The sequence below is a fragment of the Delftia tsuruhatensis genome (assembly GCF_903815225.1).
Taxonomy (GTDB): Bacteria; Pseudomonadota; Gammaproteobacteria; order Burkholderiales; family Burkholderiaceae_C; genus Comamonas; species Comamonas tsuruhatensis_A.
Map to the genome: position 1 here is coordinate 5,999,453 of NZ_LR813084.1, position 13,841 is coordinate 6,013,293.

A 13,841-nucleotide genomic window follows, 5' to 3' on the forward strand; every position below is an offset into this window, starting at 1 on the left:
TCCGAAAGCCGCCGCCACCGTGGGTGAATTCGACCTGATCCGCCGCTTCTTCCAGCGCCCCGTGCGCCGTGCCGCCCTGGGCGTGGGCGATGACTGCGCCCTGCTCGCCCCGGCGCCGGGCATGCAGCTGGCCATCTCCAGCGACATGCTGGTCGAGGGCCGGCATTTCTTCGCCGACGTGGACCCGCGCCTGCTGGGCCACAAATCCCTGGCCGTGAACCTGTCCGACCTGGCGGCCTGCGGCGCGCGCCCGCTGGCCTTCACGCTGGCCCTGTCCCTGCCGCGCGCCGATGCGGCCTGGACCGAGGCCTTCGCAGGCGGCCTGCTGGCCCTGGCCGACGCCCATGGCTGCGAGCTGGTCGGCGGCGACACCACCCAGGGGCCGCTGAACATCTGCATCACCGTCTTCGGCGAGGTGCCGCCCGGCCAGGCCCTGCTGCGCAGCGCGCGCGCGCGGGCGATGACATCTGGGTCAGCGGCAGCCTGGGCGATGCGCGCCTGGCACTCGAAGCCCTGCTGGGCCACACCACGCTGCCCCCGAAATCCTGGCCGCCACGCGCCAGCGCCTGGAGGCGCCCACGCCGCGCGTGGCCCTGGGGCAGGCGCTGCGCGGCATCGCCCGCAGCGCCCTGGACCTGAGCGACGGCCTGCTGGGCGACCTGGGCCACATCCTGGAGCAGTCCCATGTGGGCGCCAGCGTGGACACGCGCCTGACCACACCGCTGCTGGCAGCGGGCCATCGCGCGCCCCTTTCCATCGACCTGCTGCATCAGTGCACGCTGTCCGGTGGCGACGACTACGAACTGTGCTTCACCGCGCCAGCCGACCGGCGGGACGCCGTCGAGGCTGCAGGCCGCGCCAGCGCCACGCGCGTGACGCGCATCGGCCGCATCGAGGCAGCGCCGGGCCTGCGCCTGATCGGCCCGGATGGCGCAGCACTTTCGCCACAATGGGCCTCGTTCGACCACTTTGCCGCGACCTAGCTTTTCCCAAAGGACCTGCCCATGGCCCAACGCCTGCCCCTGCTCGCCCTGACTGCCGCCTGCGCCGCCCTGGCCGGCCCCACGGCACATGCCCAGACCCCGGCCCAGGAAACCACCATGGCCCGCGCCCCCATCGCACGCGTCACCCTGTACCCAGGGGTGGCCTCGGTGGAGCGCACGGCACGCATCACGGCCGCCACGCGCCAGCTGGTGTTCGAGTGCCTGCCGGGCGCCATCGATGCGCAAAGCCTGCAGGTCAGCGCCGATGCCGGCGTGCGCGTGGGTGACTACAAGGTCCAGCTGCAGCCGCGCGAGCTGGCCTCCAAGGCCTGCGCCAGCCCGCTGGAACAGCAGATCCGCACGCTCGAAGACCAGCTCGCCGCGCTGGAGGCCGACGAGGCCGCCGCCAAGCTGGTCGGCGACTACCTGCAAGGCCTGGCCAAGCCGGGTGGCGGTGATGGCAAAGCCACGGCCCTGCCTTCCGCCGGCCAGCTGGGCACAGCCACCGAGGCGCTGCGCACCACCAGTCGCGGCAACACGCTGCGTGCCCACCAGGTGCTGCGCCAGAAGCAGGCGCTGCAGGAGCAGCTCAAGCCGCTGCAGCTCGAACGCGACCGCACGGGCGCCGGCAATTCGCAGGTGATGAAGGTCACCGTGCAACTGGCCAGCCCGGCCGAGGCCAATGTGCAGCTGACCTACCAGGTGCGCGGCCCGAGCTGGCAGCCCACCTACCGCGCCCAGCTGGACCCGGCCAGGGGCACGGTGGCCATCGAGCGCCTGGCCCTGGTGGCGCAGAACAGCGGCGAGGACTGGAGCCAGGTGCAACTGCTGCTGTCCACGGGCCAGCCCGCGCGCAGCACGCAGGGCCGGCTGCCCAATCCCTGGACGCTGGACGTGGAGCGGCTCCCCGCCCGTGGCCGCCATGGCGCCCCGCCGGCGCCGGCACCAGCCGCCCCGGCAGCGATGATGCTGGAGCGCGCCCGCAAGCCCGGGGCATCCGGCGAGGCCGCCGAACTGCCGATGCTCGACGTATCCAGCATCAACACCGCCTACGCCACGCAGTTCACCGTGCCCTACCGCATCAGCGTGCCGTCCAGCAGCGAGCGCGTGACGCTGGCCCTGGGCGCGCAGAACCTGCCCGCCACCTTGCTCACGCGCACGGCGCCCGCCGTGGAGGAGGCCGCCTACCTCGTGGCCCAGCTCGCCGTGCCGGCCGGCGTCTGGCCCGCAGGGCCCGTGGCCCTGTTCCGCGACGGCGCCTTCGTCGGCCAGGGCCGGCTGGACTTCGGCAATGCCGCCGCGCTGGCGCAGGGCCTGTCCTTCGGGCGCGACGACCAGGTGATCGTGCGCAACCTGCCCGTGGACTCGGCCACGGGTAGCGGCGGCCTGCTCGGCAGCAGCACCGAGCGCCAGGTCACGCGCCGCTTCCAGGTGGACAACCGCCATGACCGCGCCATCGAACTGCAGGTGGTGGACGCGGCCCCGTCTCGCGCAACGAGCAGATCCGCGTGCAATCCCAGTACAGCCCGCAGCCGGCCACCACGCGCTGGAACGACCGCAACGGAATGGTCGCCTGGCAGCAGCCGCTGGCCGCAGGCGCCAGCGCCGGCTTCGAGGCCCGCCACCAGATCCGCCATCCGCAGGACGTGCAGGTCGAAGAACGCCAGTAAGGCGCCCTCGGGCCGCAGGAGCGCCGCTTATGATCACGCCATGAGTGACGCGCCGCTGCGGCCGGAGGTTTCCGGCACCCCTGACCCGACTGGCTTTTCCCCGGCAAAGCCTCCCCGGGGGGCATGGCACGCCCCACGCTGGAATTCATGATGTCCCACCCGGCCCATTTCATCGCCATGGGGCTGGGATCGGGGCTGGGGCGCATCGCCCCCGGCACCGTGGGCACGCTGTGGGCCTGGCTGTCCTTCCTGCTGCTGCAGCACTGGTTCACACCGCAGCAGATCGGCCTGCTGATCGCGGGCAGCATCCCCTGGGCTGGTGGGCCTGCACGGTCACGGCACGCCACATGCGCGTGGCCGATCCCGGAAACCTGGTCTGGGACGAGATCGTGGCCTTCTGGCTAGTGCTGTGGCTGGTCATGCCCACGGGGTTCTGGGGCCAGCTCATCGCCTTCGCCCTGTTCCGTTTCTTCGACGCGGCCAAGCCCCAGCCCGTGCAATGGGCCGACCGGCTGTTCAAGGGATTCGGCTGGCGCGGCGGCTGGGGATCATGTTCGATGACCTGGTGGCCGCTTTCTGCACCCTGCTGGTGATCGCGGGCTGGCGGCATTTCGTGGGCTGAAGGAGCTGCAATGAACGCACCGACCGAAACCGTCGAAACCCTGGCCGGCCTGTTGCAGGCGCGCGGCTGGATGCTGGCCACGGCCGAGAGCTGCACGGGCGGCATGATCGCCGCGGCCTGCACGGACCGGGCGGGCTCCAGCGAATGGTTCGAGCGCGGTTTCGTCAGCTATTCCAACGCGGCCAAGCACGAGTTGCTGGGCGTGCCCGAGGCGCTGATCGCCGAGCATGGCGCCGTCAGCGAGCCCGTGGCGCGCGCCATGGCCGAGGGCGCCGTAGCGCATTCGCACGCCCAGTGCAGCGTGGCGGTGACGGGCGTGGCGGGGCCGGGCGGCGGCAGCGCCGCCAAGCCCGTGGGCACGGTCTGGTTCGGCTGGAACGTGTACGGCACCACGCACAGCGAATGCCTGCGCTTCGACGGCGACCGCGCCGCCGTGCGCCAGGCCACCGTGGCACACGCCTTGCAGCGCCTCAATGCGCTGATCAGCGCAAGGCTTTTATGAGCCGGTGCGCGATCTCCTGCAGCGGTGCAGGCAGGGCGCGGTAGCTTTCCAGCAGGCGCTGCTCGTCCACGGGCAGCGGGGCGTTGTCGTCCTCCAGCCCGGCCGTGAGCTCCAGCGCCGTGGTCTGCAGCGCCAGCGCCACGCGGGCCAGGGTGTCGTTCTTGAGGGTACGGATGGCGCCCGATTCGATCTGCGAGACGGCCGAGGCCGTGATGCCTGCGGCCTCGGCCAGCCGGCCCTGGGTCATGCCCAGTTCGGCGCGGCGGGCGCGTATGCGTTCACCGATGTGTTTCATGGCCGGTGGATTCAAGGTACGGGAATGCAGGCGCTCAGGCGCCGTGGCACTTCTTGAACTTCTTGCCGCTGCCGCAGGGCAGGGGTCGTTGCGGCCCGGCTGCTCGCCCTTGACGATGGTTTCCTGGCGCGGGCCCATGCTCTTCCAGATCTGGCGCAGGTCGTACAGCGCCCAGATGGCCTCGCCGAACTGCTCCACGCGTTCCTGGCTGGTGCTGGCGGGGCCGTCTTCGTCGTACATGCAGACTTCGGGCGTGCCGGTGTCGTCCTCGGTCAGGGCCACGACGGCGTTGAGCGCTTCGTTGAGCCAGCCGGCGGCTTCCTTGTCGCGCGGTGCGGCCCATTCCTCGGCCCAGTTCTCGACCACGAACATGAAGCCCAGCGCCCAGACCTGGCCGAACGAGGGAATCTCGCCTTCTTCAGGGCGTTCTTCCTCGGGCAGCGACAGGATGGCGCCGCGCATGTCCATGACCTCGGGCTGGAAGGTACGGTCGTCCTCCAGCGTCTTGACGTCGGCGTCCAGTTGGGCACGTGCTTCTGCGATGCGCAGGCCCGCCAGCTCCAGGAAGCGCGCCTGCTGCGCCTCGTCCTTGAAGACTTCCAGCAGGGGCAGGGGCTGGCCTTCGACGGCCTCCAGCGTGCCGCCGTCGCCCAGCAGCATGGGCAGCCACTCGGCGGCCGGCACCTCGCGGCGCGTGCACACCAGGGCGGTCAGGAAACCATCGCAGAACTCCCACTGCGGAATCTCCTCGCCGCGCGTGCGCAGGTCATCGAGCAGATCATCGAGCTCCTCCAGCGCTTCGGGCGCCAGGGCGGGCTCGTCGGGCAGGGCTGCGGCGTCGTGGGAATCGTTGGACATGGCGGGAATCTCTCGGGAAAACTGGGGAAGGAACCGGCCACGGCCAGCCCCTGGATGAATGGCCCGCAGTGTATCCGCGCCACCAAGCCCGTGGCGCCCGCTCGGAACATGTCCCCGAAAGCCCACCTTTCCCAATCGCCCACCGCCTTTAAAACTGGCGCGCCCCAAGACCAGGGGCACCGAGGAAGGGCCGCCCCGCACCGAGGGTGCCGTCTCCCCCCCGCGAAGCGAGAGGGGGGAAGCCGCGCAGCGGCTCAGGGGGCTTACAAAGTCCTTGCGATGATCTCCTTCATGATCTCGTCGCTCCCCGTAGATGCGCCCGATGCGCGCATCGGTCCAGGCCCGGCCGACCTGGTATTCGGTCATGTAGCCATAGCCGCCGTGCAGCTGCAGGAACTCGTCGAGCAGGCGGTTTTGCAGCGCCGTGGCATTGAGCTTGACCATGGCGGCGCGGTCGGGCGTGAGCGCGCGGCGCAGGTGCAGGGCGATGCAGTCGTCCACGAAGATGCGCAGCATGGTGGCCTGCGCCTTGGCCTCGGCGAGCTTGAAGCGCGTGTTCTGGAAGTCGAACACGGGCTGGCCGAAGGCACGGCGCTCGCGCGTGTAGGCAATGGTCTTGTGCAGGAAGGCCTCCAGCGAGGCGGCCGCGCGCACGGCCACCACCAGGCGTTCCTGGGCCAGCTCGTGCATCAGGTACCTGAAGCCCGCGTTCTCCTCGCCCAGCAGGTGGTCGGCGGGCACGCGCACGTTGTCGAAGAACAGCTCCGAGGTGTCCTGCGCCATGAGGCCGATCTTCTCGAGCTTGCGGCCCTTGGAGAAGCCGGGCATGCCGTCCTCGACCACGATCAGGGACACGCCCTTGGCGCCCATCTCGGGCGCGGTCTTGGCCACGACGATGACCAGCTCGGAATTGATGCCATTGGTGATGAAGGTCTTCTGGCCGTTGAGCACGTAGTGGTCGCCCTCGCGCCGCGCCGTGGTGCGCACGGACTTCAGGTCGCTGCCCGCGCCGGGCTCGGTCATGGCGATGGCGCCGATCATCTCGCCTGCGGCCATGCGCGGCAGCCAGCGGTCCTTTTGCGCCTTGTTGCCGTAGGCATGGATGTAGGGTGCGACGATGTCCGAGTGCAGCGGAAAGCCCAGGCCGCTGGCCCCGGTGCGCGCGATCTCCTCCAGCAGCACGGCCGCATGGCCGAAGTCGCCGCCGCCGCCATAGGGTTCGGGCAGCATGGGGTTGAGCAGGCCTTCGCGCCCCGCCTTGCGCCAGACCTCCTTCGGGACGATGCCCTGGCGCTCCCATTCGGCATGGTGGGGAACGATCTCGCGTTCGAAGAAGCGGCGGACCTGCTCGCGGAACTGTTCATGGTCTTCGCGGTAGACGGTGCGCTCGGTCAGGTCTTGCATGGGTCGGTATCCGGTGGTTGTCGATGAGGAAAGACGGTGAAGGGCGGTTCAGGCGCTGCGCAGGTGGAAGCCGGCCTGGGGCTGCTCGCGCAGCCTGTCCTTGAGCACGCGGCGCAGCAGCTTGCCCGTGGGCAGGCGCGGCAGTTCGTCCACGAATTGCAGGCGCTGCGGACGCTTGAGGCGCGACAGCGTGTGGCCCGCCTCGGCGACGATGGCGCGCGCCATCTCGGCACTGGCCTCGTGGCCGTGGCGCAGCACGACCACGGCCATGGGCTGCTCGCCGAAGTCGGGCTCGGGCACGCCGACCACGGCCACCTCCTGCACGGCCGGGTGCGTGGCCAGGGCGTTCTCTATCTCCTGCGGATAGAGGTTGACGCCTCCCGACAGGATCAGGTCGGCGCGCCGGTCGCTCAGGAAGAGGTAGCCCTCTTCGTCCACATGGCCCAGGTCGCCATAGGTGGCCCAGCCGCGCTCGTCGATGGCCTCGCGGGTCTTGGCGGGATCGTTGAGGTAGGCGAAGGGCGCCACATCCGAGAAGAACACGCGGCCGATCTGGCCCGCAGGCAGCTCCTGCCCATCGTCGCCCACGATGCGCAGCCGCCCATAGCTGGCGCGGCCCACGGAGCCGGGGCGCCGGCGCCATTCGGCGGAGTTGATCAGGGTGATGCCACAGCCTTCGAGCCTGCGTAGTACTCCAGCAGGATGTCGCCCCACCAGTCCAGCATGGCCTGCTTGACGGCCACCGGGCAGGGGGCGCGGCCGCATGGATGGCACAGCGGTGGCTGGACAGGTCATGGCCGCGCCGCACCTCCTCGGGCAGTTGCAGCAGCCGGCCCAGCATGGTCGGCACCCACTGGCTGTGCGTGATGCGGTAGCGCTCGATCAGCGCCAGCGACTGCCGGGCGTCGAAGCGCGCGGTGATCACCACCGCGCCGCCGCCGTCCAGCGTGCGCAGGCAGTAGCGCAGTGGCGCCGCGTGGTACAGCGGCGCGGGCGACAGGTAGACCGTGTCCGCGCCGAAGCCCATGTTGCGCTGCCAGGACAGGAATTCGGGGTCGGGCTGTTCGCGGTAGACAGGCGCGGGCAAGGCCTTCCTGATGCCCCTTGGGCCGGCCCGTGGTGCCCGAGGAGTACAGCAGGTCGCGCCCCAGCGGGCGGCCCGACAGGTCGATGGGCGCGGGCGCGCCTGCGCGCGCCAGGCGGCCAGGGCATCGGCCAGCGACGGCAGGCCCGTGGACGCGCAGTCCACGTCCACCGAATGCGCGTTGGCGGCCAGCGCAGCCGGCAGCTGCGCCGCCGTGGCGGCGGAGGCAAAGACATGGCGCGCCCGCTGTCGCCCAGGATGTAGGCCACCTCGGGCGCCGTCAGGTGGGTGCTGATGACCACCGCGTACAGGCCCGCCAGGCGCGCGGCCAGTACCAGCTCCAGGATCTCCACGCGGTTTTCCATCAGCACGGCCACCGTGTCGCCGGCCGCCAGCCCCTGGCCGGCCATCCACTGGGCGATCTCGCGCGAGCGCCGCGCCAGTGCGCCGGCCGTGTGCTGCTCGCCACTGTCGCCCATGGTCAATGCGATGCGGTCGGGCCGGGCATCGGCCCAGCGATGGAAGTCATGCACGCCCGTCTCCTTTTTTTTTTGAGCCCTCTGTCTCGAATCCGTAGAACCAATATCAGTATTTTTTTTTCTCTGGTTTTTTTCATTGGGGAAAACGCTTTTGCCACACATAAATCACGAGACATATCATTCAATTAACGAAACAACAGTCTCATAAAACCTCATGGACACTCCCGTCATCGTCGACGCCATCCGCAGCCCCATGGCCCGGGCCAAGCCCGACGGCGCCCTGGCCCGGCTCCATCCGGTCGACCTGCTGAGCCAGGTGCTGGAGCAGTTGGTGCAGCGCAACCGCATCGACCCCGGCACGGTGGACGATGTGATCACCGGCTGCGTGAGCCAGGCGGGCGAGCAGGCCGGCACGCCGGGCCGCCTGGCCTGGCTGGCCGCGGGCCTGCCGCCCCACGTGCCCTCCACCACCATCGACCGCAAATGCGGATCGAGCCAGCAGGCCGTGCACTTCGCCGTGCAGGCCATCATGTCGGGCACGCAGGACATCGTGATCGCCTGCGGCGTGGAGTCCATGAGCCGCGTGCCCATGGGCAGTTCGCGCATGGGCCAGAACACCCACGGGCGCGCGCTTCGATGCACGCTTTGCGCCGGGGCTGGTCGGCCAGGGCGTCTCGGCCGACCTGGTGGCCGCGCGCTGGGGCCTGGGCCGCGAGGAACTCGATGCCTATGCCGCGCGCTCCCACCGGCGCGCCCATGCGGCGCAGTCGGCCGGCAGCTTCGCGCGCGAGATCGTGGGCATCACCAACCCCGCCGGCCGCGTCACGGCCGACGAGACCATCCGCCCGGACACCAGCGTGGAGAAGCTGGCCACGCTCAAGGCCGTGTTCCAGAGCGAGGAGCTGTCGGCGCGCTTTCCACAGATCCGCTGGCACACCACGGCCGGCAATGCCTCGCAGATGACCGACGGCGCCAGCGCCATGCTGCTGATGAGCGAACGGCGCGCCCTGCAGCTGGGCCTGCGCCCGCGCGCGCGCTTCGTGGCGCTGGACGTGGTGGGGACGATCCGCTGTACATGCTCACGGCACCGATTCCCGCCACGCGGCGCGTGCTGGCCAAAGGCCGGCATGCGGCTGGAGCAGGTCGACCACTACGAGATCAACGAAGCCTTCGCCTCCGTGCCCCTGGCATGGCAAAGGAACTGGGCGCCGACCCCGAGCGGCTGAACCCGCGCGGCGGCGGCGCCATCGCCCTGGGCCATCCGCTGGGCGCCTCGGGCATCCGCCTGATGACCACCCTGCTGCACGCGCTGGAGGACAGCGGCGGGCGCTACGGCCTGCAATCCATGTGCGAGGCCGGCGGCATGGCCAACGCCACCCTCATCGAACGCCTGTGAGCCAGGCCCCGGAGACCCATCCATGCAACTGCAAGAAAACATGACGGCCCTGGTGACGGGCGGCGTATCGGGCCTGGGCGAGGCATCGGCCCTGGCGCTGCTGGAGCGCGGCCTGAACGTGGTGGCAGTGGACCTGAACGAGGAGCGCGGCGCGGCCATGGTGGACGCGGCGCGCCAGCGCCACGCCGGCCGCCTGCGCTTCGTCAGGGCCGACGTGGCCGATGCCGACCAGATGGCCGAGGCCATCGCCGCCGCCGAGGACTTCGGCGAATTCCGCGCCCTGGTGCACTGCGCGGGCGTGGGCGGTCCGCTGCGCCTGGTGGAGAAGGACGGCAGCCCCGGCTCGCTGGACAAATACACGCACATCGTGCGCGTCAACCTGATCGGCACGTTCAACACGCTGCGCCTGGCCGCCGCCAGCATGGCGCGCAACGACATCCTGGACGGCGAGCGCGGTGCCTGCGTGCTCACGGCCTCGGTGGCCGGCTACGAAGGGCAGATCGGCCAGATTCCCTATGCCTCGGCCAAGGCCGGCATCATCGGCATGACCCTGGTGGCGGCACGCGACCTGGCCACGAAGATGATCCGCGTGTGCACCATCGCGCCGGGCCTGTTCGACACCCCATCCTGGCCAGGCTGCCCGAGAACATCCGCCAGTCGCTGGCCGCGTCCGTGCCCCACCCCGCGCGCCTGGGGCAGGCGCCCGAGTACGCGATGACGGCGCTGCACATCCTGGAGAACCCCATGCTCAACGGCGAAACCATCCGCCTGGACGGTGCCATGCGGATGGCCCCGCGCTGAGCGGGGCCTGGGCAGGGCAAGAGCGCAAAAAAGGAGACAGCATGCACACACGCCGCACCCTGCTGGCCACCGCATTGATATGCGCTGCCGGCCTCCCCTGGCCGTCCATGCCGCCGAGGCGTGGCCCACCCGGCCCATCACCCTGGTCGTGCCGGGCGCGGCCGGCGGCTCGACCGACATTCCCGCGCGGCTGCTGGCGCTCAAGCTGGGCGAGCGGCTGGGCCAGCCCGTCATCGTGGACAACAGGCCCGGCGCGGGCGGCTCCATCGGAGCCAGCCAGGTCGCGCGGGCGCAGCCCGACGGCTACACGGTGCTGGTGGGCAACACGGGCTCCAACGCCATCAACTACACGGCCTACAAGAAGCTGCCCTACAAGCCCGAGGACTTCGTGGCGCTGACGGACATGATCTCGTTCTCCAACGTGCTGGTCGTGCCGCAGGCATCGCCGGTGCGCACGCTGGACGATCTGCTCCGGGCCGCGCGGCAGGCGCCGGGCAAGCTGTCGTTCTCCTCGGCCGGCGTGGGCCAGACCACGCACCTCATGGGCGAGCTGCTGCGCGAGCGCACGGGCGTGGACGTGGTGCATGTGCCCTATCGCGGCTCGGCGCCGGCCACGGCGGCCATCGTCGCGGGCGAGACGCAGTTCATGTTCGACAACCTCACGGCCTCGCTGGCGCACATCAAGGCGGGCAAGCTGCACCCCATCGCCATCACGGGCGCCACGCGCGAGCCCGAACTGCCCGAGGTGCCCACGGCCACCGAGCTGGGGCTGCCGGACTTCGACAAGGTCGGCTGGATGGGTTTCTTCCTGCCCGCACAGACGCCGCCCGCCGTGGTGCACAAGCTCACCGACCACCTTGTCGCCGTGCTCAGGGACCCCGAGGTGGCGCGCCGCTACCGCGAGCTGGGCGGGCGGCCCGGCGGCATGCCGCAGGCGCAGTTCACCCAGCTCGTGGACAACGACCGCAAGGGCTGGGGCGCGCTGATCACCGGCCGGCAATTGCAGCTGGACTGACAGACCGCAGGGCCGGCCCCGGTCCGCTCAGGACAGGCTGGACGCGCCCAGCATGCCCTCCACCAGCCGCACCAGCGTGATCAGGCGCGGCCCGGCCTCGCTTTCCAGCTCGCGGCTTTGCGGGCTGTAGATGGGCAGCGAGACCGAGAACACCCAGTACTCGCCGTCCCGGGCCGTGGACATGGGCACGGCAATGGACTGGATCTCGCGGTGCAGGTCGCCATGGCTACGGCAAAAGCCATGCTCGGCCAGGTCGCGGCGCGCATCGTCCAGGCGCTCGCGCAGCTGCTGGGCGCGCGCGGGGTCGCCGGCCTGCAGTTCGGCGATGAAGGCCTCGCGCTCGGCCTCGGGCAGGCTCAGCAGGTAGGCGCGGCCCGTGGCCGTGCGCGACAGCGAGATGTGCACGCCGATCTCGGGCAGGAAGACCTTGTTGGCCAGCCCGTTGGCCAGTTCCACCAGGCACAGCTGCCGGCCATGGCCCACGGCCAGCTGGATCTGGCCGCCCAGGTGGTTGGCCAGTTCCTGCATGTGCGGCCGCGCGAACTGGCGCATGTGCATGCGTGCCAGCACGGGCGAGGACAGGTTCAGCAGCCCCACGCCCGGCACGTACTTGGACAGGCGCTCCGAATAGCGCATCAGGTTCAGTTCGCACAGCGTGTCGATCAGGCGGAACAGCGTGGGCTTGGGCAGGCCCGTCATCTCCATCAGTTCGCGCGCGCTGAGTTCCTGGTGCTTGTTGGAAAAGCACTGGAGGACGGAGACGCCGCGCACCAGGGCGGCAACCAGCTTGCCACTGTCTTCTGCATTCATGGATCGATGGAGTACGAAAAGATGAAACGATTGTCTCAATTCTCAAGGCACTCCATCGCCATTTTTCCGATTCCGCCGCAGTGCAAACCCGGATTCCGGCCTTGCCCCAGGTCATGGAGATGACACGGCACAATCGGAGCATGCCCGGGCGCCCTGCGCCGGCACCACCAGACAAAGCCCGCCGTGTCCGAACCGCTCCCCGCCGCCCCATCCCTTGCGCCGCCAGACTACGACGCCTTCCTGCGCGACCATGTGCTGAGCCAGCCCCTGAGCATCCAGCGCTATGACCGGGGCGACGAAACCCTGTGGGTCAAGCGCGCGGGCGCCAGCAATCCGGCCTGGCGCTACCGGGCCCTGGCCCTGCTGGCCGCCTGCCTGCGCCTGCCGGTGCTGCGGCCCGTGCCCAATCCCGGCGGACACGAGGCCATACGCACCGAGGTGCGCCGCCTGCGCCAGCTGGCCCGGCGCGGCCTGCGCGTGCCCGCCGTGCTGGCCGAATGCGAGGATGGTTTCGCCATGCGCCACCTGGGAAGCCCCGGCGTGGAAGCGCCCTCGCTGGGCAATGCCATGGAGGCCGTGCTGCCCCGGGGTGATGGCAGCACGCTGGCGCTGTGGCTGCAGGGCCTGCAGACGCTACAACAGGTGCACGGCAGCGGCGACTGCCTGAGCCAGGCCTTTGCGCGCAACATGGTCTGCTGCGCCGATGGCGTGATCGGCTTCATCGACTTCGAGGACGACCCCGCCGCCCACCTGCCCCTGCCGCTGTGCCGCGTGCGCGATGCGCTGTGCTATGCCCATTCCACGGCCTGGATACTGGCCAAGGCCGGCGCCATGCCTGCGGCGCGCTCCGCCTGGCAGGACTTCGTGCAGGCCATGGAGCCCGAAACCCGCGCCCTGATGGAGCGCACCACCCGGCAACTGGCCTGGGTGCGCCACCTGCCGAGAGCCGCCGCCTGGGCCGCGACATGCAGCGCCTGCGCATGGCGTACACGCTGGTGACGCCGTAGCAGATCAGGCGCAGAGGTAACCCAGCGAAGCGCTGACGCGGCCCGCTTGCGCGCGCACGGCCTGCGCCACCGCCCCCCGTGGATCGGGGTCGAAACCGCCGCTGGCGCCCAGCGCGCACAGCACGCCTACCACATGGCCCGTGTAGTCATGCAGCGGCGCCGCGACGGCGCTGATGCCGGGCAGGTTGACGTCGCGTATGGCCGCGCAGCCCGCGGCACGGATCTCGCGGCGCAGCACGCCCAGCGGATCTTCGGCATCCAGCAGCGCACGCCGCGCGGGGCGCCTCGGCCAGTTCCTGCGCCAGCAGCGCATCGACGCGTGCATCGTCATCCATGAAGGCGAAGAACGCGCGCCCCGTGGCCGACCACAGCAGCGACATCACCGAGCCCACGCGCACGTTGACGGTGACCGGCAGGCCGGGCTCCTCGAAACGCACGATGGTCGGCCCCAGATTGCCCATCACGGCCACGAAGCTGGTCACCTGCAAGGCCTCGCGCAAATGCACGAGGGCCGGCTCGGCCACGCGGATGGGATCGCACTGGCGCATGGCGGCCAGGCCCACGCGGATGGCCTCGGAGGCCAGCGCGTACTGCGTCCCGCCCCGGTCCTGCTCCACCAGCCCCTCGGCCATCAGGCTGGCCAGGTAGCGGTGCACCTTGGCCGGGCTTTCCTCCACGGCCACGCCGATGGCCGTCAGGCTGGCGCGCCCGCCCAGCGTGGCCAGGGCCTTGAGCACGGCCAGGCAGGTCTCGGCGGCCTGCACGCGCTGGCGCCGCTCGCGCGTCGGGATGGGCTCGGAAGTCTCGGGAGCAGAGGCAGAGTTCATGGCGTGTTGTAAGGGCTCGCGGGGCATTGTGCCGCAGCTTGCGGGTAATCCCTGGCGCCATTTTTTACGCAATGCGTAGAAAAATTAC

Annotated in this window: 7 protein-coding genes and 11 pseudogenes; 10 read left to right on the forward strand and 8 right to left on the reverse strand. The window is 70.4% G+C overall.

Going from position 1 to position 13,841, the window contains the following annotated elements; genetic code table 11:
* Positions 1 to 19: 19 nt before the first annotated feature.
* The 4 genes and pseudogenes from thiL (at position 20) to L1Z78_RS27360 (ending at position 3,777) form a co-directional block, all read left to right on the forward strand.
* Positions 20 to 983 (forward strand): annotated as a pseudogene (thiL, locus tag L1Z78_RS27345) (thiamine-phosphate kinase).
* A 21-nt stretch (positions 984 to 1,004) separates the two neighbouring features.
* Positions 1,005 to 2,653: pseudogene (locus L1Z78_RS27350) on the forward strand (DUF4139 domain-containing protein).
* Between the two features lie 123 nt (positions 2,654 to 2,776).
* A pseudogene (locus L1Z78_RS27355) lies at positions 2,777 to 3,275 on the forward strand (phosphatidylglycerophosphatase A).
* Between the two features lie 10 nt (positions 3,276 to 3,285).
* Positions 3,286 to 3,777, forward strand: coding sequence for a CinA family protein (locus tag L1Z78_RS27360; protein ID WP_234639455.1), 492 nt, complete (start codon positions 3,286 to 3,288; stop codon positions 3,775 to 3,777).
* On the opposite strand, the gene L1Z78_RS27365 is transcribed toward L1Z78_RS27360, so the two are convergent.
* From L1Z78_RS27365 to L1Z78_RS27390, 6 genes and pseudogenes are all read right to left on the reverse strand, one after another.
* Entirely contained in the window at positions 3,758 to 4,072 is a 315-nt protein-coding gene (locus L1Z78_RS27365; RefSeq protein ID WP_239384321.1) for a helix-turn-helix domain-containing protein, read from the reverse strand. The two genes, L1Z78_RS27360 and L1Z78_RS27365, sit on opposite strands and share 20 nt — an antisense overlap.
* A 34-nt stretch (positions 4,073 to 4,106) precedes the next feature.
* Positions 4,107 to 4,930 (reverse strand): annotated as a pseudogene (locus L1Z78_RS27370) (UPF0149 family protein).
* A 263-nt stretch (positions 4,931 to 5,193) separates the two neighbouring features.
* Positions 5,194 to 6,334 (reverse strand): annotated as a pseudogene (locus L1Z78_RS27375) (acyl-CoA dehydrogenase family protein).
* Between the two features lie 48 nt (positions 6,335 to 6,382).
* Entirely contained in the window at positions 6,383 to 7,048 is a 666-nt protein-coding gene (locus tag L1Z78_RS28030) for an AMP-binding enzyme (protein ID WP_267966995.1), read from the reverse strand.
* 94 nt (positions 7,049 to 7,142) lie between these two features.
* Positions 7,143 to 7,361: pseudogene (locus L1Z78_RS28035) on the reverse strand (AMP-binding protein); the annotation flags it as partial.
* Entirely contained in the window at positions 7,256 to 8,059 is an 804-nt protein-coding gene (locus tag L1Z78_RS27390; RefSeq protein WP_326491960.1) for an AMP-binding protein, read from the reverse strand. The pseudogene L1Z78_RS28035 and the gene L1Z78_RS27390, both read right to left, overlap by 106 nt.
* Positions 8,060 to 8,150: 91 nt before the next feature.
* On the opposite strand from L1Z78_RS27390, the pseudogene L1Z78_RS28040 reads away from it, so the two are divergent.
* From L1Z78_RS28040 to L1Z78_RS27410, 5 genes and pseudogenes are all read left to right on the forward strand, one after another.
* Positions 8,151 to 8,438: pseudogene (locus L1Z78_RS28040) on the forward strand (steroid 3-ketoacyl-CoA thiolase); the annotation flags it as partial.
* 145 nt (positions 8,439 to 8,583) lie between these two features.
* A pseudogene (locus tag L1Z78_RS28045) lies at positions 8,584 to 8,835 on the forward strand (steroid 3-ketoacyl-CoA thiolase); the annotation flags it as partial.
* Between the two features lie 137 nt (positions 8,836 to 8,972).
* Positions 8,973 to 9,293 (forward strand): hypothetical protein, encoded by a 321-nt coding sequence (locus L1Z78_RS27400; protein WP_234639456.1) that lies wholly within the window; start codon positions 8,973 to 8,975, stop codon positions 9,291 to 9,293.
* A gap of 22 nt (positions 9,294 to 9,315) precedes the next feature.
* Positions 9,316 to 10,094: pseudogene (locus tag L1Z78_RS27405) on the forward strand (SDR family NAD(P)-dependent oxidoreductase).
* A gap of 79 nt (positions 10,095 to 10,173) precedes the next feature.
* Positions 10,174 to 11,109 (forward strand): Bug family tripartite tricarboxylate transporter substrate binding protein, encoded by a 936-nt coding sequence (locus L1Z78_RS27410; protein WP_234639457.1) that lies wholly within the window; start codon positions 10,174 to 10,176, stop codon positions 11,107 to 11,109.
* Positions 11,110 to 11,136: 27 nt separating this feature from the next.
* Here L1Z78_RS27410 and L1Z78_RS27415 read toward each other — a convergent pair whose 3' ends face one another.
* Positions 11,137 to 11,919: an IclR family transcriptional regulator gene (locus tag L1Z78_RS27415; RefSeq protein WP_234639458.1), complete on the reverse strand. Its 783-nt coding sequence runs from the start codon at positions 11,917 to 11,919 to the stop codon at positions 11,137 to 11,139.
* A 183-nt stretch (positions 11,920 to 12,102) separates the two neighbouring features.
* On the opposite strand from L1Z78_RS27415, the pseudogene L1Z78_RS27420 reads away from it, so the two are divergent.
* Positions 12,103 to 12,926 (forward strand): annotated as a pseudogene (locus L1Z78_RS27420) (hypothetical protein).
* Positions 12,927 to 12,930: 4 nt separating this feature from the next.
* Here L1Z78_RS27420 and L1Z78_RS27425 read toward each other — a convergent pair.
* Positions 12,931 to 13,753, reverse strand: a pseudogene (locus tag L1Z78_RS27425) (IclR family transcriptional regulator).
* Positions 13,754 to 13,841 lie beyond the last annotated feature (88 nt).

What these genes read in the sequence shown, in the direction of transcription:
- L1Z78_RS27360 (WP_234639455.1), top strand. Translation starts at nt 3,286, where the DNA reads ATGAACGCACCGACCGAAACCGTCGAAACCCTGGCCGGCCTGTTGCAG.
- L1Z78_RS27365 (WP_239384321.1), bottom strand. Translation starts at nt 4,072, where the DNA reads ATGAAACACATCGGTGAACGCATACGCGCCCGCCGCGCCGAACTGGGC.
- L1Z78_RS27390 (WP_326491960.1), bottom strand. Translation starts at nt 8,059, where the DNA reads ATGTGTGGCAAAAGCGTTTTCCCCAATGAAAAAAACCAGAGAAAAAAA.
- L1Z78_RS27400 (WP_234639456.1), top strand. Translation starts at nt 8,973, where the DNA reads ATGCTCACGGCACCGATTCCCGCCACGCGGCGCGTGCTGGCCAAAGGC.
- L1Z78_RS27410 (WP_234639457.1), top strand. Translation starts at nt 10,174, where the DNA reads ATGCGCTGCCGGCCTCCCCTGGCCGTCCATGCCGCCGAGGCGTGGCCC.
- L1Z78_RS27415 (WP_234639458.1), bottom strand. Translation starts at nt 11,919, where the DNA reads ATGAATGCAGAAGACAGTGGCAAGCTGGTTGCCGCCCTGGTGCGCGGC.